The organism is Luteimonas sp. RIT-PG2_3 (genome assembly GCF_054902115.1).
Window position 1 is genome coordinate 205,059 of record NZ_JBUBPF010000001.1, and the last position, 21,574, is coordinate 226,632.

The 21,574-nt window shown below is 66.4% G+C and carries 15 protein-coding genes and 1 pseudogene; 10 read left to right on the top strand and 6 right to left on the bottom strand.

Annotated features, from left to right (window positions below; all coding sequences use genetic code 11):
• Positions 1-151: 151 nt before the first annotated feature.
• Entirely contained in the window at positions 152-826 is a 675-nt protein-coding gene (locus ACYX7E_RS00860; protein WP_462078644.1) for a response regulator, read from the bottom strand.
• A gap of 199 nt (positions 827-1,025) precedes the next feature.
• Entirely contained in the window at positions 1,026-2,981 is a 1,956-nt protein-coding gene (gene acs / locus ACYX7E_RS00865; RefSeq protein WP_462078645.1) for an acetate--CoA ligase, read from the bottom strand.
• 219 nt (positions 2,982-3,200) lie between these two features.
• On the opposite strand from acs, the gene ACYX7E_RS00870 reads away from it, so the two are divergent.
• The 4 genes from ACYX7E_RS00870 (at position 3,201) to ACYX7E_RS00885 (ending at position 9,928) form a co-directional block, all read left to right on the top strand.
• The gene (locus ACYX7E_RS00870; RefSeq protein WP_462078646.1) at positions 3,201-4,595 is read left to right on the top strand and encodes a DcaP family trimeric outer membrane transporter; all 1,395 of its coding nucleotides are present in this window, start codon (positions 3,201-3,203) and stop codon (positions 4,593-4,595) included.
• 185 nt (positions 4,596-4,780) lie between these two features.
• Positions 4,781-6,439 (top strand): MFS transporter, encoded by a 1,659-nt coding sequence (locus ACYX7E_RS00875; protein ID WP_462078647.1) that lies wholly within the window; start codon positions 4,781-4,783, stop codon positions 6,437-6,439.
• A gap of 511 nt (positions 6,440-6,950) precedes the next feature.
• Positions 6,951-9,227, top strand: coding sequence for a TonB-dependent siderophore receptor (locus ACYX7E_RS00880; RefSeq protein ID WP_462078648.1), 2,277 nt, complete (start codon positions 6,951-6,953; stop codon positions 9,225-9,227).
• 263 nt (positions 9,228-9,490) lie between these two features.
• Positions 9,491-9,928, top strand: a complete 438-nt coding sequence (locus ACYX7E_RS00885; RefSeq protein ID WP_462078649.1) for an SH3 domain-containing protein — start codon at positions 9,491-9,493, stop codon at positions 9,926-9,928.
• Between the two features lie 26 nt (positions 9,929-9,954).
• On the opposite strand, the gene ACYX7E_RS00890 is transcribed toward ACYX7E_RS00885, so the two are convergent.
• Together ACYX7E_RS00890 and ACYX7E_RS00895 are read right to left on the bottom strand one after the other, a co-directional pair.
• Positions 9,955-10,287 carry an EF-hand domain-containing protein gene (locus tag ACYX7E_RS00890; protein ID WP_462079042.1) on the bottom strand — a complete coding sequence of 111 codons (333 nt, stop codon included), beginning with the start codon at positions 10,285-10,287 and terminating at the stop codon, positions 9,955-9,957.
• A 76-nt stretch (positions 10,288-10,363) separates the two neighbouring features.
• Positions 10,364-11,572 carry a DesA family fatty acid desaturase gene (locus ACYX7E_RS00895; protein ID WP_462078650.1) on the bottom strand — a complete coding sequence of 403 codons (1,209 nt, stop codon included), beginning with the start codon at positions 11,570-11,572 and terminating at the stop codon, positions 10,364-10,366.
• A 207-nt stretch (positions 11,573-11,779) separates the two neighbouring features.
• On the opposite strand from ACYX7E_RS00895, the pseudogene ACYX7E_RS00900 reads away from it, so the two are divergent.
• From ACYX7E_RS00900 to ACYX7E_RS00915, 4 genes and pseudogenes are all read left to right on the top strand, one after another.
• A pseudogene (locus ACYX7E_RS00900) lies at positions 11,780-12,562 on the top strand (ABC transporter ATP-binding protein); the annotation flags it as partial.
• Between the two features lie 133 nt (positions 12,563-12,695).
• Positions 12,696-13,508 carry a bifunctional DNA-formamidopyrimidine glycosylase/DNA-(apurinic or apyrimidinic site) lyase gene (gene mutM, locus ACYX7E_RS00905; protein WP_462078651.1) on the top strand — a complete coding sequence of 271 codons (813 nt, stop codon included), beginning with the start codon at positions 12,696-12,698 and terminating at the stop codon, positions 13,506-13,508.
• A 122-nt stretch (positions 13,509-13,630) separates the two neighbouring features.
• The gene (locus ACYX7E_RS00910; RefSeq protein WP_462078652.1) at positions 13,631-14,194 is read left to right on the top strand and encodes an ECF-type sigma factor; all 564 of its coding nucleotides are present in this window, start codon (positions 13,631-13,633) and stop codon (positions 14,192-14,194) included.
• 164 nt (positions 14,195-14,358) lie between these two features.
• On the top strand, positions 14,359-17,196 hold the full coding sequence (locus ACYX7E_RS00915) for a serine/threonine-protein kinase (RefSeq protein ID WP_462078653.1): 2,838 nt from the start codon (positions 14,359-14,361) through the stop codon (positions 17,194-17,196).
• A 34-nt stretch (positions 17,197-17,230) separates the two neighbouring features.
• On the opposite strand, the gene ACYX7E_RS00920 is transcribed toward ACYX7E_RS00915, so the two are convergent.
• Positions 17,231-17,848, bottom strand: a complete 618-nt coding sequence (locus ACYX7E_RS00920; RefSeq protein WP_462078654.1) for a thymidine kinase — start codon at positions 17,846-17,848, stop codon at positions 17,231-17,233.
• Positions 17,849-18,347: 499 nt separating this feature from the next.
• On the opposite strand from ACYX7E_RS00920, the gene ACYX7E_RS00925 reads away from it, so the two are divergent.
• On the top strand, positions 18,348-19,694 hold the full coding sequence (locus tag ACYX7E_RS00925) for a DUF2817 domain-containing protein (RefSeq protein WP_462078655.1): 1,347 nt from the start codon (positions 18,348-18,350) through the stop codon (positions 19,692-19,694).
• Between the two features lie 399 nt (positions 19,695-20,093).
• Here the strand turns inward: ACYX7E_RS00925 and ACYX7E_RS00930 are convergent, their stop codons facing one another.
• Positions 20,094-20,450, bottom strand: coding sequence for a nuclear transport factor 2 family protein (locus ACYX7E_RS00930; protein ID WP_462078656.1), 357 nt, complete (start codon positions 20,448-20,450; stop codon positions 20,094-20,096).
• A 429-nt stretch (positions 20,451-20,879) separates the two neighbouring features.
• Between ACYX7E_RS00930 and ACYX7E_RS00935 the strand changes: the two genes are divergently transcribed.
• A complete protein-coding gene (locus ACYX7E_RS00935; protein WP_462078657.1) occupies positions 20,880-21,524 on the top strand; it encodes a TetR/AcrR family transcriptional regulator C-terminal domain-containing protein in 645 nt (214 codons plus the stop codon).
• Positions 21,525-21,574: the final 50 nt, after the last annotated feature.

Sequence of the window (21,574 nt, forward strand, 5' to 3'; positions counted from 1 at the left end):
ACGCGGTGATCCCGACGAGATCCCGCAAGGTGATCCCGTGAGTGAACACCCACCCACTCGCATCGCTGCATCGCAATGGAATCACGCGGTCACGATGCCATGCCGTGCGAACCGCAGTCACCGACGGCTCTGCCGCCGAAAGGCGTCGCGCTCAGCCCTCGCCGTCGTCGCCTGCGATCGCGGCGACGCTTTCGGGGTCCACGGCCAGCTTGCCGGCAATCAACACGGCCTGGGTACGATTGGTCGCGCCGAGCTTGCGCAGGATCGCGCTCATATGCGCCTTGATCGTCGCTTCGGACACGCCGAGCTCGTAGCCGATCTGCTTGTTGAGCATGCCGGCGCCCAGCATCTGCAGGACACGGAACTGTTGCGGCGTCAGTTCACGCACGCGGGCGGCGACCTGGTGCTCTTCCGGCGACACCGCCGACACATCGGCAATGCCATCGGGAATCCAGCGGTCGCCATCGAGCACCTTCTGCAACGCCGCGCCGATGATCGTGGCATCGACCGACTTGGGGACGAAGCCCATCGCGCCATGATCCAGCGCGCGACGCATGATCAGCGGCTCCTCGCGCGCCGACACCATGACGATCGGCAACTGCGGATGCTGCGCACGCAGGTGGACCAGCGCACTGAAGCCCTGCACGCCCGGCATGTTGAGATCGAGCAGCAGCAGGTCCGCCTCGGAATGCTCCTCGACCATCGCGAACAACGCCGCCGCACTGTCGGCCTCGTGCACCACCGCGTCCGGCAACACCCGCAACGCCGCGCCGCGCAGGGCTTCGCGGAACAGCGGGTGGTCGTCGGCAATCAGCAGGGTGGTCATTGAGGGGCCGGAAATCGTTGAGACAATAATCGAAAGTCTGGAATCGCAAGAGCAGAAAAACGAAACGGAAAAACATCCACCGCAACCGCAACACCGGTCTGCAGGAACGGTGGGAGCCGGGGGAGCGGGACACCGTTTCCACGGTTCCCGACGCCCGGCTCCCGGCTTTCAACCGCCGGAGGGCTGGCCTGTCCTGCGCCTAGCGCGTCAACCGCTCCTTGACCAGCGCATCGACGACCGATGGATCGGCCAGCGTGCTGGTGTCGCCCAACTGGTCAGGGGCATTCTCGGCGATCTTGCGCAGGATGCGGCGCATGATCTTGCCCGAGCGCGTCTTCGGCAGGCCCGGCGCCCATTGGATGTGGTCCGGCGATGCGGTCGGGCCGATCTCCTTGCGCACGTGCGCGACCAGTGCCTTGCGCAGTTCGTCGGTGTAGGCCTCGCCATCCATCAGGGTGACGTAGGCGTAGATGCCCTGGCCCTTGATGTCGTGCGGGAACCCGACCACCGCGGCCTCGGCGACCTTGGGGTGCGAGACCAGTGCGCTCTCGACCTCGGCGGTGCCGATGCGGTGGCCGCTGACGTTGATGACGTCGTCGACGCGACCGGTGATCCAGTAGTAGCCGTCGGTATCGCGGCGGCAGCCGTCGCCGGTGAAGTACGTGCCCGGATAGGTCTTGAAGTAGGTGTCGATGAAACGCGCATGGTCGCCATAGACGCTGCGCATCTGGCCCGGCCAGGAATCGAGCAGCACCAGGTTGCCCTCGGCCTCGCCTTCGAGCAGCTCGCCATTGGCATCGACCAGTGCCGGCTGCACGCCGAAGAACGGCTTGGTCGCCGACCCGGGCTTGGTGTCGATCGCGCCCGGCAGCGGCGAGATCAGGATGCCGCCGGTCTCGGTCTGCCACCAGGTGTCGACGATCGGCAGGCGCGCGTCGCCGACGACATCGTGGTACCAGCGCCAGGCCTCGGGGTTGATCGGCTCGCCGACCGTGCCCAGCAGACGCAGCGACTTGCGCGAGGTACGCTTGACCGGCTCTTCGCCTTCGCGCATCAGCGCGCGGATCGCGGTCGGCGCGGTGTAGAAGATCGTCACCTTGTGCTTGTCGATGACGTTCCAGAAGCGCGACACGTCCGGGTAGTTCGGCACGCCCTCGAACATCAGCGCGGTCGCGCCGTTGGCCAGCGGACCGTAGACGATGTAACTGTGCCCGGTGACCCAGCCGACGTCGGCGGTGCACCAGTAGACGTCGTCTTCCTTGAGGTCGAACACAGCCTCATGGGTATAACTGGCGTAGGTCAGGTAGCCGCCGGTGGTATGCAGCACGCCCTTGGGCTTGCCAGTGCTGCCGGAGGTGTAGAGGATGAACAGCGGATCCTCGGCATTGAGCCGCTCGGGCTCGCAGAACGCGGGCTGGCTGTCGACGACGGCGTCGTACCAGCGGTCGCGCGGCATCTGCATGTCGACCGCGCCGCCGGTATGGCGCACGACCAGCACGGTTTCGACGGTCTGGGTGCCGGGCAGCTTCAGCGCAGCATCGACGTTGGCCTTCAGCGGCACTTTCTTGCCGCCGCGCAGGCCTTCATCGGCAGTGATGATCAGCTTGCTGCCGCAGTCGCCGACGCGATCGGCGATGGAGTTGGCGGAAAAGCCGCCGAACACCACCGAATGGATCGCGCCGATGCGGGCGCAGGCCAGCATCGCCACCGCGGCCTCGATGATCATCGGCAGGTAGATCGTGATCCGGTCGCCCTTCTCCACGCCCAGGCTGCGCAGCGCGTTGGCCAGCTTGTTGACGCGCTCATGCAGCTCGCGGTAGCTGACGTAACGGGCCTCGGCGTCCGGGCTGTCGGGCTCCCAGATCAGCGCGGTCTTGTCGGCGCGCGTGGCCAGGTGGCGGTCCAGGCAGTTGACGCTGGCGTTGAGCTCGCCATCGGCATACCAGCGGATGCGGAAGTCCTTGAGGTCGTAGCTGACGTCGCGGATCTGGGTGGGCGTGCGGTACCAGTCCAGGCGGCCAGCGACCTTGCCCCAGAAGCCATCGGGATCCTGGATGGACTGCTGGTACAGGCGTTCGTAGTCGTCGCGGCCGATCCCGGCCTTCGCGGCGAAGGCTGGTGGGACCGGGTAGATCAGTTGTGTGGTGTCGGACATGTGGGCTCCTCCCGTAGCGGCATCTCCCCTCTCCTCCAGTGTGCCGCAAGTCCATCCAACAAGGGTTAGACCTTCGTATGAAAAGGCGCGATCGGGTGTGGTGACCGCCCGTCGGCATTCGACCAATGGCGAATTGGCGGGGGCGGCACCGGCAGCGCAGGCTGCGATGGTCCGTCTGTACGGTCCGTCTCAATCGTCATGACCCTGGGAGGGGATCTTATGTCCACGCAACACAACACCATGCAACGCAGCAGGCGTCGCCCGCTGGCGACCGCCGTCCTGTTCGCACTGTTGGCGCCGGGCATGGCGCTGGCCCAGACCGCCAAGGAAAAGGAGCTTGAGGCTCGCGTCCTGCAGCTCGAGCAGCAGGTGCAGGCGCTGCTGTCGTCGCAGCAGCAGCAACAGGGCGCGATCAGCACCACCCAGGCCCAGCTCGACCAGGTGCGCACCGCGCAGGCGGCGGCCCCGGCGGCATTGCCGGCCGGCACCCAACCCATCCAGGCCAGCACGATCACCCCCGGCGCGAACCCCGGCACCAAGTTCACCGTCGGCGGCAACATCCGCATCGACGGCTTCGCGACCAAGACCACCGACGGCGACATCGCCAAGGGCACGGCCGGCCGCGACTTCTACGTACCCGGCGCGATCCCGGTCGGCGGCGATGCCCCGGACACCTACGTCGATGCGCACGCGAAATTCTCGCGGATCTGGTTCGACGCCAGCACCGTGCTCGATTCCGGCGACAAGCTGGGCGCCCGCTTCGAGATGGACTTCTTCGGCGGCACGCTCGGCAACACCGCGGCCACCAACACCTACGGCACGACGCTGCGCCATGCCTATCTGACCTACAACAACTGGCTGGTCGGCCAGACCTGGTCGAACCTGATGGACACCAATGCGCTGATCGACTCGGTCGACTTCGTCGGCCCGACCGATGCCGTGGTGTTCGTGCGCCAGCCGCAGATCCGCTACACCAGCGGCGCCTGGACGGTCAGCCTGGAAAGCCCGGAGACGACGGTGCAGCCGTTCGGCGGCGCCGCGCGCGTCATCGCCGGCGACAACAGCGCCCTGCCCGACGTCACCGCGCGCTACACCCACAAGGGCAGCTGGGGCCACTTCAGCGTGGCCGGCGTCGCGCGCCAGCTCAAGTATGAACCCGTTCCCGGCCAGAGCAGCACCGATACCGGCTACGGTGCCAGCGTCAGCGGCCTGGTCAAGCTGGGCGACAGCACCGACATCCGCTACCAGGCGACCGCCGGCGACGGCATCGGCCGTTACATCGGCCTGGCCACCGTGCAGCAGGATGCGATCGCCGACGCCGCCGGCAACCTCGACGCGCTGGGTGGCTGGGCGGCCTATGTCGGCCTGCGCCATGTCTTCAGCCCGGGCCTGCGCGGCAACCTGTTCTACGCCCGCTCGCAATGGGACAACGACACCGCATGGACCGGTTTCGGCGTGACCCAGAAGGTGCAGTCGATGCACGCCAACCTGATCTGGTCGCCGGCGCCCAAGCTCGACTTCGGCATCGAGGCGATCTGGGGCGAGCGCACGCTCGAGTCCGGCGCCAACGGCGAGCTGATGCGCCTGCATACGATGGCCCGCTACAGCTTCTGATGTCCTGCACGCAGGGCCGCAAGGCCCTGCGCTGCGGCAACCGGCCGGAGTGCCGGCCTGTCGCGCCACCGCCTTCACCGTCACCGATCTCCCAACAACTGCCGTACATGCCGCACGTCTGACCGGTTTCACGGCGCACCGCCGTGTCCGCACACCTACACGAACGCTTCGGAGGGGAAGCCAACATGTCCACGACAACTGCCAATGCCCCCAAGCAGGACCTGACGAAGGGCCATAAAAAGGTCATCTTCGCGTCCAGCCTGGGTACCGTCTTCGAGTGGTACGACTTCTATCTGTACGGCTCGCTTGCCGTCATCATCGCCAAGCAGTTCTTCAGTGGCGTCAATGAAACCACGGGCATGATCTTCGCCCTGCTGGCGTTCGCGGCGGGCTTCTTCGTGCGTCCCTTCGGTGCCGCGTTCTTCGGCAGCCTGGGCGACCGCATCGGCCGCAAGTACACGTTCCTGATCACGATCCTGATCATGGGCATCTCGACTTTCCTGGTCGGCGTGCTGCCCAACTACGCGTCGATCGGCTTTGCCGCACCCGTCATCCTGATCGTGCTGAGACTGGCGCAGGGCCTGGCGATGGGCGGCGAGTACGGCGGCGCGGCGACCTATGTGGCCGAGCACGCACCGGCCAACAAGCGCGGTCTGTACACGGCATTCATCCAGACCACGGCCACGCTCGGCCTGTTCCTGTCGCTGGCGGTGATCCTGATCTGCCGCCTGACGCTGGGCAACGAGGCCTTCGAAGCCTGGGGCTGGCGCATCCCGTTCCTGGGTTCGATCGTGCTGCTGGGCATCTCGGTGTGGATCCGCCTGCAGCTCAGCGAATCGCCGCTGTTCCAGCAGATGAAGGCCGAGGGCAAGGGCTCCAAGCAGCCGTTCCGCGATTCGCTGAAGGGCGGCAACTTCAAGTTGATGCTGCTGGTGCTGTTCGGCGCGACCGCCGGCCAGGCCGTGGTCTGGTACGCGGGTCAGTTCTACGCGCTGTTCTTCCTGCAGAGCATGATCAAGGTCGACCCGACGTGGTCGTACCTGCTGATCGCCGCGGCCTTGCTGCTGGGTACGCCGTTCTTCCTGGTGTTCGGCTGGTTGTCGGACAAGATCGGCCGCAAGAAGATCATCATGGCCGGCTGCCTGCTGGCATCGCTGACCTACTTCCCGATCTTCAAGGGCATCACGCACTACGCCAACCCGGGCATCGAGGAAGCACGCAATGCGTCGCCGGCCGTCGTGGTCGCCGATCCCAAGACCTGCAGCTTCCAGTTCGATCCGGCGGGCGTTCGCAAGTTCACCAGTTCCTGCGACGTCGCGACCGCGGCCCTCACCCGCGCCGGCGTGCCGTATAGCGTGGAAGCGGCACCGGTCGGTTCGCTGGCGGTGCTGCGTGTCGGCGAGACGTCGACGACGTCGTTCGAGGCGACCGGCCTGCCCGCAGACGAGCTGAAGGCGAAGCAGGCGGCGTTCGGTGCGGAGCTCAAGAGCGCGTTGGCCACGGCCGGTTACCCGGAGAAGGCGGATACGTCGCGCATCAACGTACCCATGACGATCCTGCTGCTGTGGATCCTGGTGCTGTACGTGACGATGGTCTACGGTCCGATCGCTGCCTATCTGGTCGAGTTGTTCCCGACGCGTATTCGCTACACCTCGATGTCGCTGCCGTATCACATCGGCAATGGCTGGTTCGGCGGCTTCCTGCCGGCGATTTCGTTCGCGCTGGTGGCCGGCACCGGCAACCTGTACTACGGCCTCTGGTATCCGATCGCGATCGCGGTCATGACCCTGATCATCGGCACCTTCTTCCTGAAGGAAACCAAGGACGTCGACATCACCAAGTAATCCCGCGCACAACACCCCACGTCATGCGCAAGCGCCGGCCGAAAGGCCGGCGCTTTTTTTTGCTGACACGAAGCCGCGATCCTGACGCTCGCGGCAGTGGTCGCGGGTGGAGGCTGCGCCAAGCACGCCATGGATGGCGTGCGCCCTCGGTCAGGGCAGGATGCCCTGACCGAGGGAAGAGCAGTCGCAGCCCCACCCGCCGCTGCGGATCCGAAGCCCATGACCAGCATCAGAGATCCACCCCCAGCGATCCCCCAGACCGACCTTTCTCCCGAGCACGCTTCTCAAGCACCCGGGAAGAAACCTCTTCCAGCGTATTCACATCCATCCCTCGGCATCGATCGTGCCCGGGCCAATGTCCACCGGGAGACGATCAGGTATTTACGCCTATACCTTGCCGTTTTTGGCTGTGCAACTATCGACCTGCACTGGCTAAACGCCAAATGCTCTCCATGGTGGGTGGGGCCACCATGCATCGCCAGCTCACATCACCACATGAGGGATTCCTGTCATGCGTCTTAAGCCTGCGCGCCATTTGGCGCTCAACACCTGTACCGCTGCCGTCCTCCTCGCCATGGCCTCGATGGCGCACGCCGGACAGGCACAAGAGGCCGAGCAGGACGCTGCCGCCGCCACCGACAAGAAAGACGTCACCGACCTGACCGGCGTCGTCGTCGAAGCCAAGGGCCCACCACGCCGCACCACCGGCGGCGCACTGGGTGGACGCAAGGATCTCGACACACCGTTCTCCCTGTCCACGGTGAACGCCGAGGATATCCAGGAACGTCAGGCCTACTCGCTGGTCTCGGTCTTTGCCCATGACGCCGGTGTCTCGCGCGCGGCCGGCAGCGACTACAACGGCTGGGCCTCGCGCCTGATCGTGCGTGGCCTACCAATCGACTTCGACGAAAGCATCAAGATCAACGGCGTGCCCGGAGGCTTCCTGTTCGGCGTCAACCTGCCCATCGAAGACATGGACAGCGTGCAACTGCTCAAGGGTTCCTCGGGCTTCATGTACGGATTCAGCGCACCCGGCGGCATCGTCAACTACCGCACCAAGCAGCCGACCCCGTATGAACTGTTCAACGTCGACGTCGGCTTCCGTTCCGACAGCCTGTTCAGCCAGCATGTCGACCTCAGCGGCCCGCTCGCCAGCGATGGACGCCTGGGCTACCGCCTGAACGTCTCGCGCGAGCACGGCACCACCTATTCCGACAGCGACGTCGATCGCAAGGCGCTTGCGCTGACCCTCAACGGCCGCATCACCGACAACCTGGCATGGACAGTGGACGTGTTGGGCCAGCTGAACGACACCTCGCGACCCAGTCCGTACTACACCGTCATGACCGTCGATGGCGTCACGCTGGGTGGCCTCACGTACAGCCCCTACGTGGGCGACAAGCTGCCACCCGCATTGAGCGGCAAGACCAATCCGGCCTCCGACCAGTCGCACATCTCCAACAAGTTCCACTACCTGACCGCTGGCATGTATTGGGAGATCAAGCCGGACTGGAACCTGCACCTCAATGCCAGCACCTCGCGCAGTACGTTCCGCCTGTCGCAGGAGTACATGTACTTCCTGAATCGCGAAGGCGACTACCAGAACGAAACCTTCGACGGCTTGAATATCTTCTCGGCCGACTTCGGTCAGGCACTGCTGCAGGGCAAATTCCGTACCGGCTTCATCGAACACCAGCCGGTGGTCGGCGTGTCCTGGCAGCGGCGCACAGGCAATATCGGCCGCACCAACTACTTCCCAGGCAGCGTGCGCCTTAACCAGAGCAACATCTACGCGCCCGAGCGGCTGGTCTGGAGCCCGTTCCCGGGCGAACCCACCGATGGCCTGGCCAGCGTGACGACCCAGCGCGCGGCCTTCATCAGCGACACCCTGAACTTCGGCGAGAAGTGGTCGTTCCTGGCCGGCCTGCGCTACACCGACTACTCGCAGATGTACTCAGTGGGCGGTACGCGTCGTCGCCTCGACCCGGAAGGTATCTATGTCATTCATTCGTACGACTGGTACAAGAAGACCGCCACCACGCCGACCGCGGCGCTGATGTTCAAGCCGAACGAGGGCACAACGATCTATGCCAGCTACGTCGAGTCCCTGCAGCAGGGCAGCACGGTGAGCAATACCTACTTCAACGAAGGCGAGCGGCTCGATCCGCTGCTGAGCAAGCAGTACGAGCTGGGGTTCAAGTACGAGAGCGCATCGTGGAATGCGTCGGCCGCCGCGTTCCGCATCGATCGCGGCGCAGGCTATGGCCGCAACATCGGCGAGATCAAGACCCTCTACGTACAGGACGGCATCCATCGTTACGATGGTCTTGAAGTGGCCGGCACCGCCATGCTCGGCGACAGTCTGCGGGTCGGTGGCTCGTTGCAGTACATCGACGGCACCTATCTGGACATGGCGCCGAACGAACCACGCATAGGGGCGGAAGTCGAAGGTGTGGCCAAGCACATGGCCTCGGCCAACATCAGTTACGAAGTACCGTGGGCCGAGGGCCTGTCCGTGCATGCCGACGCCAAGTACTACGGCGAGACCACGGTCAGCAACTTCACGATCAAGGTGGCGGGCGTCGATACCCTGCGCACAGTCAAAGCCGCCGGCTACACCGTGTTCAACGCCGGCGGCAGCTACCGGACGACCATCGCGGAGCGGCCGGTGACCTTCCGCGCACAGGTCCTGAACCTGTTCGATCGCAACTACTGGCAGGGTGGCTACTTCAACTTCGCCATCGGCGCGCCGAGGACGCTGGCACTGAATGTGCAGATGGATTTCTGAGACCGCCTGACCTTCGTCCGCACATCGGGCCAGCAGCACATGCTGGCCCGATGACGCGATGGCGAGAGCGACCAGCATGACGCAACGGATCCGATCCGCGCACGTCGTCACCTTCGAAGGCGCATCCCATGGCTGCGCCTTCGTCGTGAGGGGCGCCGGTGGACGATGCCGCGACCGCGGCATGGGCTTTCGCCTGCACCCTCACGGCGCGTACAGTGCGGCCGTATCGCGCCTGCGATCGACACCCGCGACCGGAACACGCCATGACCATCCACCACTACCGCGTCACCGTGTCCTACGTCAGCCAGTACCCCGAACCGATCACATTCTCTGCCGGCGCCTTGCTCGCGGTCGGTGAACGCTACGACGGTCCCGAAGGCTGGGACGACTGGTTTTTCTGCCAGACGCCGGGACAATCCGGCGGCTGGGTGCCCGGCCAGATCATCGGTCCGGTGGCACGAGAACCAGGGTCAGCATCGAGTGTTCCGGCACCAGACGTCCCGGCCGATGTCCGCCGCGGGGAAAAGGCGAGCCTGGCCCCGGGGCTTGCGCTTGAGGACTACACCGCGCGCGAGCTCAGCGTCGACGCCGGCGATATCGTCACCGGCAGCCGCTGCCTGAACGGCTGGCTCTGGGCCGAGAAGCAATCGACCTCGGAGTCCGGCTGGGTACCGCTGGCGCATCTGGAACAGATCTCATAACGCCTGCAACCCGAACACCGGTTTCGTCAGCGCGGTGGCGCCGACAGCTCCTTCGCATCCAGGTAACCGTCGCGGTTTGCGTCCTGCAGGGCGAAGCGCTCGGCCAGGCGCTGGCGATGCTCGGTACGCGTCACCGAACGCCCGCGCCCGGCCGGCAGTTCCTCCATCTGCAGCACGTCGTCGCCATTGCGATCCATCTGCGTGAAGGCATACCCCATCCAGACCAGGTATTCGTCGAGCGAGACGCGGCCATCGCGGTCGCTGTCCATCCGCGCCAGGTAGTCGCCGGTCTGCGCGACCTGCGCCGCGAGTGGTGGCGCCGCCGATAGCACGCTGACGACACAGATGAAAAAGCCCATCCAGTGCTGGATGGGCTTGGCGGGACGCGATGCCGACATCAGCATGGCCGGAGCTGCGGATGCATCGCAGGTCAGGTCAGGCGCGCGCCGATTGCAGCGTGTAACCCTTGAGTCGCGCCGAGTAATCCTGCAACGCGCGGATACCGGTGGCTTCGGCCTCGCGGCACCAGACCTGCAGGTTGTGCAGGGTCTCGGAGGCATTCTGGCTGCGGGCTTCAAGCAGGGCCGCCAGACGCGCGCGGTACTCGACCAGCGTGTGGATCCGCGGGCGCTGCGAGATCCATTGCTGCAGCTGTTCGCGTGCCTCGGGCTGCAACCAGCGGCCATCATCGACCAGCCCCTTGCGCAGCTTGCGTGGCAGCAGCGAGCGCAGCTTGGCACCGGCGATGCGGGCCTCCTCGCGCAGCGCCGGCGTCAGCACGTTGCGCTGGTAATCGGTCATCGCCTGGAAGCGATGCGTCAGCAGCGCCTTCATCGTGTCGGTGTCGGGCGCCTGGATGTTGGGACGCACGTCCAGCGACGGCGCGACCCGCAGCACCTTGGCCAGACGCACCTTCTCCAGGCCCTTGATGACGGCCCAGCCGATATCGAACTCCCAGCGGCGCAGGGCGAACTTGGCCGAACTCGGGAAGGCATGGTGGTTGTTGTGCAGCTCCTCGCCGCCGATCCAGACGCCCCACGGCGTCAGGTTGGTCGCGGTGTCGGTGGTCTCGAAATTGCGGTAGCCCCACCAGTGGCCGAGGCCATTGACGACGCCAGCCGCCCAGAACGGGATCCACGCCATCTGGATCGCCCAGATCGCGATGCCGGCGAAACCGAACAGGCCGAAGCTGATGAACAGCAGCATCGTCGGGCCCAGCGTCGCGTACGGGGTATAGAGCTTGCGTTCGATCCAGTCGCTGGGTGCGCCCTTGCCGTACTGCTCGATGTCGGCGCGCATGCCGCGGGCTTCGCGGTACAGCTCCACGCCGCGCCAGAACACGGTCTTGATGCCCTTGTGCATCGGGCTGTGCGGATCTTCCTCAGTCTCGCACTTGGCGTGGTGCTTGCGATGGATCGCCACCCACTCCTTGGTGATCATCGACGTGGTCAGCCACGTCCAGAACCGGAAGAAATGCGCGATCGCCGGGTGGAAGTCCACGCCGCGATGCGCCTGGCTGCGATGCAGGTACAGGGTGACGGCGAAGATCGTCAACTGGGTGGCGACCAGCAGGTACAGCGCCAGCCCCCAGAATCCGAACTGCAGCAGGCCACCGGCGAGAAAGTCGAGGAACGTGGAAGGCATGGCACGTGTCAAAGCGGGGTGAATTCCTACATCATGGAGTCATCCCCGGCCGATTGCCACCCTGCGAGGGCGTACGGCATTCAGTTGCCGGCCACCGCGCCACGGCAATCCACCCACAAGCCGCCTAGGGGTGCCCGTCCGGCCCCGCAGCGGGCCCACACGCCTCCTCCTGTTCACGTTCGCCCCATGCCCGACGCCCCTGTTCCGATGCCCGCCTCCGTCGCCACGCCCGTCCCTGCGCCGCTGATCGAACTCGACGACGCCAGCGTCCGCCGCGGCGATCGCCAGGCGCTGCGAAACGTCAGCCTGCAGGTGCCGGTCGGTCGGCATACCGCGATCCTCGGCCCCAATGGCTGCGGCAAGTCGACCTTCATCCAACTGATCACGCGCCAGCTCTACCCGATGGCGCACGACGATGGCCGACCGGCGGTGCGCCTGTTCGGCGAACACCTGTGGGACGTGCGCGAGATCCGCGCCCGGCTCGGCATCGTCACCGGCAGCCTGCACGACGAGCTTGCCAGCGTGCCCGCGCTGGAGGTCGAGGATGCGGTGCTCGGCGCGTTCCAGTCGCGGCTGGCCGCGCCCGATCCGGAGACCATCACCGAGGCCATGCGTGCCCAGGCCGCGCTGGCACTGGCACGCGCGCAGGCCAGCCACCTGCGCGGCCGCCTGTACCGCACGCTGTCGACCGGCGAGGCGCGCCGGGTGATGATCGCCCGCGCCCTGGTCCACCGTCCGCCAGCCCTGCTGCTGGACGAGCCGACCACCGGTCTCGATCCGGTTGCGCGCCAGCACCTGCTGAACACGCTGCGCGAACTCGCGCGCGAAGGGGTTGCGCTGCTGCTGGTGACCCACCACCTCGAGGAAATGATTCCCGAGATCGAGCATCTGGTCCTGCTGCGCGACGGACAGGTCGTCGCCGATGGGCCACGCACCGAATTGCTGACCGCGGACTGGCTGTCGCGTACGTTCGGCGCCCCGCTGCGCCTGCACGCACCCGACGGCAATGCCGGCCAGGTGTTCGTCGATGTCAGCCCGCGCCCCATCCCCATCGACGTCGCCACCCCCGCCGACACCACCACGCCAATGGCCGGCCCGGGCGCAGCCATCAGGAACGCCGTCGATGCCTGAACTGCCCGAGGTCGAAACCACCCGCGCCGGACTGGCACCGCATCTCGAGGGCCGGCGGATCACCGCGGTCACACTGCGCCGCCCCGACCTGCGCTGGCCGATCCCGCCCGAAGTCTCGGCCTTGCTGCCCGGTCAACGCGTCAACGGCATCCGCCGCCGTGCCAAATATCTGCTGCTCGATACCGACGCCGGCAGCGCGCTGCTGCACCTGGGCATGTCCGGCTGCCTGCGCGTGCTGCCGCCCACGACGCCGGTGGGCACGCATGATCACGTCGACCTGGTCTTCGGGCGCACCCAGGTGCTGCGCTTCACCGATCCCCGGCGCTTCGGCAGCCTGCTGTGGCAGCCGACCGGCGAGACGCATCCGCTGCTGCAGTCGCTCGGCCCGGAACCCCTGTCGGACGCCTTCGACGGCGACTGGCTGTTCGCACTGAGTCGTGGACGCAAAGCAGCGGTCAAGGCCTTCGTCATGGATCAGGCGGTGGTGGTCGGCGTCGGCAACATCTACGTCGCCGAGGCCCTGTTCGCCGCCGGCATTTCACCACTGCGTCCGGCCGGCAAGATTTCGCGTGAACGCTATCAAGTGCTTGCCGATGAAATCAAACGCATCCTGCAATACGCGATCAGCCGCGGCGGCACCACGTTGCGCGACTTCCTCAGTCCCGACAGCCAGCCCGGCTATTTCGAACAGGAACTCTCGGCCTATGGACGCGGCGGCGAACCCTGCCCGCGTTGCCGGCGGCCGATGAAGCAGGCCACGATCGCGCAGCGGGCGACAGTCTGGTGCGGCCACTGCCAGCGCTGAGGCTGGCCCTGCCGGTCATTCCGGCCGATCCGTAATGACCTGTGGCCCCCCGCCACGGGGCCGCGATACAGGATCGCGCGCGCACTTCGCGGTATAGTCCGGGGCTCGCACGGGGAACCGACATGTCCGATACCGCCGACATCACGCAATGGCTGGACGCCGCCCGTGGCGGCGACCGTGGCGCGCTCGACCAGGTGCTGGGCACGCTGTACCAGGAACTGCATTCGATGGCCCGCCGCCAGCTCGCTGGCCAGCACGGCCACACGCTCGATGCGACGGCGCTGGTGCACGAGGCCTACCTGAAGCTGATCGGCCGCCGCGAAACCAAGTTCGACGACCGCGCGCACTTCTTCGCGTATGCCGCATCGGCGATGCGCAGCGTCGTCGTCGACTACGCCCGCCAGCGTCTCGCGCAGAAGCGCGGCGGCGACCTGCACCGTGTCACCGACCTGCCGCACGATGTCGAAGGTGGCCTGCCGCTGGACGAGGAAATGCTGGGCCTGGACACCGCGCTGACGCGGCTGGCCAGCGTCGACGCCCGACTGGCACAGGTCGTGGAGCTACGTTACTTCGGTGGCCTGTCGGAAGCGGAAATCGCGACGCTGATGGACCGCTCCGAACGCAGCATCCGCCGCGACTGGCAGAAGGCGCGGATGTACCTGCTGGCTTCGCTGAAAACCGACTGAGCCGGCAGCGATGGACGCCGGACGCCGCGCGCCCCTCCACGTGGCGATGCGCATCGCGATGCACACGCCGGATGCCGCCGGCACGAGTACCGGCACGCGCGTGAGCCTGAGCACACGCGCGACGACATCCGCGACCCTCGTGTCGCGCACCCCGGCATAACGCGATGGATCCGCTGCGCTGGCAGACCCTGTCCCCGCTGCTCGATGCGCTGCTCGAGCTGGAGCCCGATGCGCGCGCGATGCGGCTGGCGACGATCCGCCTCGACGACCCCGCGCTGGCCGACGATCTCGAATCGCTGCTGGCGATGGAAGCCGAAGGCGACGACTTCCTGTCCGAACCGCTGATGGCCGTGCACAACGGCGTGCAGTCGGGCATGTCGGTCGGCCCTTACGAACTCGAACGCCTGCTCGGCGAAGGCGGCATGGGACAGGTCTGGCTGGCGCGCCGCGCCGACGGCCTGTACCAGAAGCGCGTCGCGCTGAAACTGCTGCGCCCGGGCCTGGCCGATCCCAACCTGCGGCTGCGCTTCACGCGCGAGCGGCAGATCCTGGCACGACTCGAACATCCGCATATCGCGCGCCTGCTCGATGCCGGCATCAGCAGCGACCAGCAGCCCTACCTGGCGCTGGAGTACGTCGAAGGCGAGCCGATCACCGACTGGTGTCGCGCGCATACGCCGAGCATCGAGGACCGGCTGCGGCTGTTCCTGCAGATCTGCGACGCGGTCAGCCACGCGCACACCAACCTGATCGTGCACCGCGACCTGAAACCGTCGAACATCCTGGTCACGCCGCTCGACGAAGTCCGGCTGCTCGATTTCGGCATCGCCAAACTGCTCGACAGCGGCGAGCAGGCGCCCGACAACACCCGTACCGGACTGCGCACGTTCACGCTGCACTACGCCGCGCCCGAGCAGATCCTCGGCGAGCCGGTCACGACGATGACCGACGTGTACTCGCTCGGCGTCGTGCTGTACGAACTGCTGACCGACCGCAAGCCTTACCAACTCAAGCGTCCCAGCGATGCGCAATGGGAAGACGCGATCCTCAACAGCGATCCGGTGCGCCCGTCGATCGCGATCCAGCGTAACGGTGCCGATACGCCCGCGCTGGAAGGCGCGATGCTCAAGCGTCGCCTGCGCGCGCTTGCCGGCGACCTCGACAACATCACGTTGCGGACGCTGGCCAAGCGCCCCGAGCAACGCTATCCCTCGGTCGAAGCGCTCGCGCTCGACCTGCACCGCCATCTCGACGGCAAGCCGGTGCTCGCGCGTCCGCAGAGCCTGGCCTATCGCGCGCGCAAGTTCCTGGCGCGCCAGCGCTGGGCCTTGTCGACCGCCGTGCTGGTGTCGGCGGTGCTGGTCTCGGCGCTGGGCATCATCAGCTGGCAGGCCAGGGAAGCCGTCAACGAGTCCGCGCGCGCGCAGGCGATGCAGGACTTCATCGTCGGCCTGTTCGAGAACGCCGGCAGTGCGCCCACCGGTACGCCACTGGACGTGCGCACCCTGCTCGACTCGGGCGTGCAGCGCGGCGAGCGCGAACTGGCGCGGCAACCGCTCGCGCATGCCGAGCTGCTCGGCCTGATCGCGCGGCTGCGGCTGGGGCTGGGCGATTACGACCAGGCGCTGGCGCTGCTGCAGCGCCAGGCGCAACTGGTCGCGCCACTCGACAACGTACCGGCGAACCTGCAATTGCAGGCCGCCATCGACATCGGTCGCGTGCAGCAGTTGATCGGCCAGCCCGGCACCTGCATCACCGCGATGCAACCGCAGAAATCCACTGCCGGCCAGGAACAGCGACGCGGTGCCGCCCTCGCCGCGAGCTACTACACCCAGCTTGGCCGCTGCCATCGCGCGGTCGGCGAAGGCGATGCCGCGCGGCTGATGTTCCTGCGCTCGCTGGCTCTGCGCCGGGGCTCCACGCGCGACGATGCCGGCATCGTCGAGAACCTGGTCGACCTGGCCGGGCTGCAGGCCGACAGCGGCCATGCCGCCCGTGCCCTCGGCGAAACTCAGGCCGCGCTGTCGCTGCTGCGCAGCAGCGTCGGCGAAGAGCATCCACTGGAAGTCAGCCTGTTGCGCAGCCTGTGCTCGCTGCAGCGCCAGCAGGACGACATGGTCAGTGCCGAGCGCGACTGCGAACTCGCGTTGTCGCTGTCGCAGGACCTGCAGGGCCCGCATCATCGCGACACCATCGACGCGCGCCGCCAGCTGGCTGCACTGCATGTCGACCAGGGCCTGTTCAAGCAGGCGCAGGGCGAGTTCGAGGATGCGCTGGCATGGATGCGCGAACGCCTGGGCGACCGCAACAGCGACGTCGCACGCGCCTACAACAGCCTCGGCATCGTGGCCTGGGAACTCGGCGACACCGATGCCGCGCTGGCCAACCTCACCGAGGCCGTCGAGATCTGGCGAGAGAGCGGTCGCCCCTCGCAGTTGGCGGACGGGCTGTTCAACCAGGCGCTGGTGCTGCACAGCGTGAACCGCCCCGAGGCGGCGCTCCCGCTGTTGGACGAATCGCTGGCGCTACGCAGCAAGGCGTTCGGACCCGAGCATGGCCTGGTCGGCGATACCCTGCGCCTGATCGGTGAGGTCGACGCCATGCTCGGGCACGACACGCGCGCACTGGACGCACTGCAACGCGCCGCCGACATCACCCGCGGCGACTACGGCACCAAGCACTCGCACACCCGCCGCGCCGAGCTCTCACTCGCGCGTTACCAGTCCGTGCACGGACAGCCCGGCGCATTGACGCGGCTCGACGTGCTGGCCGGCCTGCCGCTGACGGACATCGAACTGCGCAAGGTCGCCTGGCTGGCCCAGGCCTACGCCGCCGAAGCGCGCTGCCTGCGCGGGGAACGCAACGCGATGCTGTCGTCGCTGAAGCAGCTCGACGCGGATGTCCGCGCGGCCCAGCCCGAAGGAGGTGTCGTCGTGCGCGACATCGAGCGCATCGCCCGGCATTGCGCACAGGCCGGCGCCACATCGCCGCCGTCGCAGTGACCTGCGGTGGCACCGACCACGCGATGTGGTAACCCTAGAGCGGCTGCTTCAGATCCATCTCGATCCGGCCCTCGCCGCGACTGATGCGCTTGAACTCGGCGCGGCTGACCGACACGTAACGCTCGTTTCCGCCGATCTGTACCTGCGGCCCGTCCTGGACCACATCGCCGTTGTCGTCGACGCGCACCGTCATCGTCGCCTTCTTGCCGCTATGGCAGATCGTCTTGATCTCGGTCAGCTCATCGGCCCAGGCCAGCAGATGCTGACTGCCCTCGAAGAGCTCGCCCTGGAAGTCCGTGCGCAGCCCGTAGCACAACACCGGGATACGCAGCACATCGACCACCTCGCTCAACTGCCAGACCTGCGCCTTGCCCAGGAACTGCGCCTCGTCGACGAGCACGCAATGCAGCGCACCGTGCGCAGCGATGTCGCGATCGACCAGCGCCTGCAGATCGTCATCGGGATCGAACGCCACCCCGTCGGCCTGCAAGCCGATCCGCGACGCGACCTTGCCGCTGCCGGCGCGGGCATCCAGTCGCGGCGTCAGGATCAGCACGCGCATGCCGCGCTCGCGATAGTTATGCGCCGACTGCAGCAGCGTCGTGGTCTTGCCGGCGTTCATCGCCGAATAATAGAAATACAGCTTGGCCACAGGATGACTTCTTGATGGATGGATAGCGATGCGTTTGACATGACCCGAAAAAATGCCATGTGCGCTTGGGTCCCGTCGCGGATACCGACGATCCGCGAGGTGGGGTGCCCCGAACGGAATCCTTCGGGCAGACGCACATTGTGCCTCGCCGAAACGCCTTGCACGAGTGACTTGGCACACTCGCCCTGAGCGCCGCATGGGGGCTACTGCTGACTTGCCACCAACGTCGTGTTGTCGAGTGATGCCGTCGAATCGACTTCCGACGGAACGCAAGACGAGATGACAGGCCGTGACGCTGCCTGTTGAAGTGCGGCACTGATGGATCCGCATACGGCGATCGCGTCGAACAGCCGCAGCAAGGCCCCCTTGTCCAGCCAACGTCCGGTGAAGTCGGCCTCCCTGCCCGGCTGCCAGCTCCAGTGTTTTCCCGGATGCCATCCCAAGCGTCGCTTCCTATGCTGCAGTCTCATTGCCGCCACGTCACCCGCCGGAGTCCGTCATGACCTTCAACAGAAGACAGCTGCTGGTGGGGGCGTCGTCGTCCATCCTCGGAGCCGGCGCGCTCGGCTTCGGTTCTGCTGCTGCGGCGACCAGCGCCGGCGCCCAGTCCAGCCCAGCCTCTGCGGGCAAGACCGGCGGCAGCGCCAGGCCCGATACCACACCCTTCTCTCAGGATTACCAGACCGCGCGCGGCAAGTTCCTGGCCGCGGCAGAGGCCGCCGGTGCGCATATCGAACACCACCGGCTGCCCGGCTTCGACGGGCCGGACGGCAGGCCCCTGTACATGGACAGCGCACGTATTGGCCCGCAGGACGCGGACGCGGTGGTGGTGTCGGTCTGCGGCACCCACGGTGCCGAGGGCTTCTGCGGCTCCGCCGCGCAGATCGACTGGCTGACCCACGAAGCGCCGCGTCAGGCCCTGCCCAAGGGTGTCGCCGCGTTGCTGGTGCATGCGGTCAACCCCTGGGGCTTTGCCCACATGCTCCGCACCAACGAGAACAAGGTCAACATCAACCGCAACTCGATCGACTTCACCAGCCCACCGCCGGTCAATCCGCTGTTCCGGGAGATCTTCGACACCTTCCCCACCCGCATGGGCCACGATGAAGAGCTGGTGGCGGAGTTCGACGCCGCCTACGCCGCGGCCGAACAGAAGTACGGTCGCTGGGAGGTCAGCGATGCCCTGGGCCGCGGCCAGTATCAGGAGCCGGACGGTTACGAATATGGCGGCACACGTTCGGAGTGGTCTTCGCGGACGCTGTTCGACATCATGCGCAGGCAATGCGCGGGGGCGCGCCATATTGCCTACGTCGACTGGCACACCCTGATCAATATCGGCGACGGCAAGCTGGTGTTCCTTTGCTTCAACCAGACCAATGATCATCTGTTCGATCGTGCCGGCACCTGGTGGGGCCGCGGGGCCATCGACCGCGAAACGGTCAACAAGCAGTGGAGCGAGGGCACCACCAACAAGCGCCCCTCGCGCGCCGGCATCCTGATGTGGGGCGTCCAGCAGGCGATGGCGCCGCAGGCCGACGTGTCCGGTGCAGTGATCGAATTCTGCGCAGATCCGGACAGCTTCATCCTGTCGCCGCAGGATGGCCAGCGCGGCTGGGTGTATTCACGCTGGCTGCGGCACACCCGCGACTACGCCAATCCAACGGGCAAGTTCGTGGCCGCCTACCTGCGGGAAGCCACCAGCCCGACGCGTCGTTCGTTCCAGGAATCCGCGCTGGACGCGGCGCGCGAAACCTACCGCAACACCTTCGCCGGTGCGGGTCGCTGGGCTGCGGAGAACCTGCCCGCACAGCCAGGGAAACTGGTGCACTACTCCGCGTTCGATTGATGTGCGTGCGCAGGCTCGCCCATCACGAGGGGCTGTCGCGCCTTGTGAGTTCTGATACGACGCAGCCCCGGCTCGATTGCCGACGCACCGGGTTGTCATTCCGATCCCGTCCGTGCTTCGTGACGAGGCCAGTGCAGTTGCACGCGACGCATCCGATGGAGTCGCAGTCGCCGCCGTAACGGTCCGCGTCTTTGGCGGACGGATGCCAGACGTACTGAGAGGCGGCTTCAGGAAATCGTCGTCAGGGTCGACGAGATCACATGCCAGCCTGACGCGTCATAGCACAGAGCGTCCTCATGGCTGACCGCCAATGCCACGACCGCCGCCCGGAGGCATGACGTCTTCATCCTGATGGTCTCGCTGCTGTGGGAAGAACAATCTTCCATGTGCCGCTGCCGACTACTTCACGAACTCGACCCGCGCGATCCGGCCATCGCGCACCGTGTAGATCGCGATGGCCTTCGTCACACCATCGCGATGCCCGGACAGGTGCTCGTGGTCGATGACCACGTTCCCCAGGACCATTCTGGCGACAAGATCGCAATGCAGGGCCGGCGACGCCGCAAACAACCCCGCATAGCGCTCGCGCATGCGGGCCTTGCCCGTGTACAGCAGCTTCCCGGGATAGTCGTAGATCTCCACATCCTCGCTGTAAGGCGCCAGGAAGGCCTCGATGTCGCGGGCGTTGTAGGCCGCGAGCTGGCGCTGCGCCAAGGCCTCGGGCGTTGCGCCCAATGGATGGCTGGCATCGCTCATCGTCCCTCCCGCGGTGGAATCCGTCGCCTGCACCACGCGGGCTTCTCCATTCATGGCTGACGTCGCCGCCTGTTGCACCGCTTCGCCTGCGTCTGTTCCAACCGGCGCAGCCCGGGCCCACCCTCCGGCAAGCGCCGTCACCGCAACAAGCCCAAGCGCAAAATACGGTGTCCGCATCATAGGTTGTCCTTCTCAGCCGGTGATCCCCTGCATCGATAATGTACGCATCTGTGCGGGAATGCTGGCATCAGGGGGTGGAGTGGCACCTTGAGGGGTAGCGAGGCAGGCGTCGGCTCGGGACCTGGCCTGCGTAAGGCGGGTCTCGACCCGCGGCGTCTCAAACACCGTCCAAACACCACCGCTCAAATCCCGTTGCCAACCCAGACTAACGCTGTTAGATTTCGCAACCTGACACCGTTAGGTTGCTGTATGCGCCGCCCTCTCAACCAGGAACACATCATCGAGGCCGCGTTCCGACTCCTGGACGAGACGGGCATCGAAGGCGTGAGCCTGCGCAAGCTGGCCTGCAACCTGGGGATCCGGGCGCCGTCGCTGTATTGGCACTTCAAGAGCAAGCAGGCGCTGATCGATGCGCTGGCGGATGCGTTGATCTCGGACGTGGCGCGCGAGATTCCTGCAGGCCAGCACTGGCGGGTCACGATGCACCAGATCGCAGACGAGTTCCGTGCGGCCTTCAAGGCACGTCGGGACGGTGCACGCGTGTATGCCGGTACGTTCCTGGCCACCGAGAACGTGTTGCGGGTCGCCGACGCCAGCATCGCGGCCCTCGTCGAGGCGGGCGCGTCGCTCGAGCTTGCGGCGACGACGGCGCTGGATTCGATCTGCTATGTCATGGGCTTCGTCATCGAAGAGCAGTCGCTGCCGACCCAGGCGGATTCCGTCGCGGGCATCCGTGAGGATTTCTTCGCGCTGGCCAAAGCGCGCTTCCCGCATTGCTGGCAAGCGCGCGAGTCCATCGCGGACCTCGATTTCGACGGACGTTTCAACAATGGCATCGACCTGCTGCTCGATGGTGTCGAGCGGCGGATCGGAGCGACACCGGCGTCACCGTAATGCGAGCCAGGCCACATCCCCGCTCGATGCTGTTCCCGACAGCCATGCAT

Bases quoted from the DNA above. Each gene is read 5' to 3' on its own strand.
- ACYX7E_RS00860 (WP_462078644.1), bottom strand. From the start codon at position 826: ATGACCACCCTGCTGATTGCCGACGACCACCCGCTGTTCCGCGAAGCC.
- acs (WP_462078645.1), bottom strand. From the start codon at position 2,981: ATGTCCGACACCACACAACTGATCTACCCGGTCCCACCAGCCTTCGCC.
- ACYX7E_RS00870 (WP_462078646.1), top strand. From the start codon at position 3,201: ATGTCCACGCAACACAACACCATGCAACGCAGCAGGCGTCGCCCGCTG.
- ACYX7E_RS00875 (WP_462078647.1), top strand. From the start codon at position 4,781: ATGTCCACGACAACTGCCAATGCCCCCAAGCAGGACCTGACGAAGGGC.
- ACYX7E_RS00880 (WP_462078648.1), top strand. From the start codon at position 6,951: ATGCGTCTTAAGCCTGCGCGCCATTTGGCGCTCAACACCTGTACCGCT.
- ACYX7E_RS00885 (WP_462078649.1), top strand. From the start codon at position 9,491: ATGACCATCCACCACTACCGCGTCACCGTGTCCTACGTCAGCCAGTAC.
- ACYX7E_RS00890 (WP_462079042.1), bottom strand. From the start codon at position 10,287: ATGGGCTTTTTCATCTGTGTCGTCAGCGTGCTATCGGCGGCGCCACCA.
- ACYX7E_RS00895 (WP_462078650.1), bottom strand. From the start codon at position 11,572: ATGCCTTCCACGTTCCTCGACTTTCTCGCCGGTGGCCTGCTGCAGTTC.
- mutM (WP_462078651.1), top strand. From the start codon at position 12,696: ATGCCTGAACTGCCCGAGGTCGAAACCACCCGCGCCGGACTGGCACCG.
- ACYX7E_RS00910 (WP_462078652.1), top strand. From the start codon at position 13,631: ATGTCCGATACCGCCGACATCACGCAATGGCTGGACGCCGCCCGTGGC.
- ACYX7E_RS00915 (WP_462078653.1), top strand. From the start codon at position 14,359: ATGGATCCGCTGCGCTGGCAGACCCTGTCCCCGCTGCTCGATGCGCTG.
- ACYX7E_RS00925 (WP_462078655.1), top strand. From the start codon at position 18,348: ATGACCTTCAACAGAAGACAGCTGCTGGTGGGGGCGTCGTCGTCCATC.
- ACYX7E_RS00930 (WP_462078656.1), bottom strand. From the start codon at position 20,450: ATGAGCGATGCCAGCCATCCATTGGGCGCAACGCCCGAGGCCTTGGCG.
- ACYX7E_RS00935 (WP_462078657.1), top strand. From the start codon at position 20,880: ATGCGCCGCCCTCTCAACCAGGAACACATCATCGAGGCCGCGTTCCGA.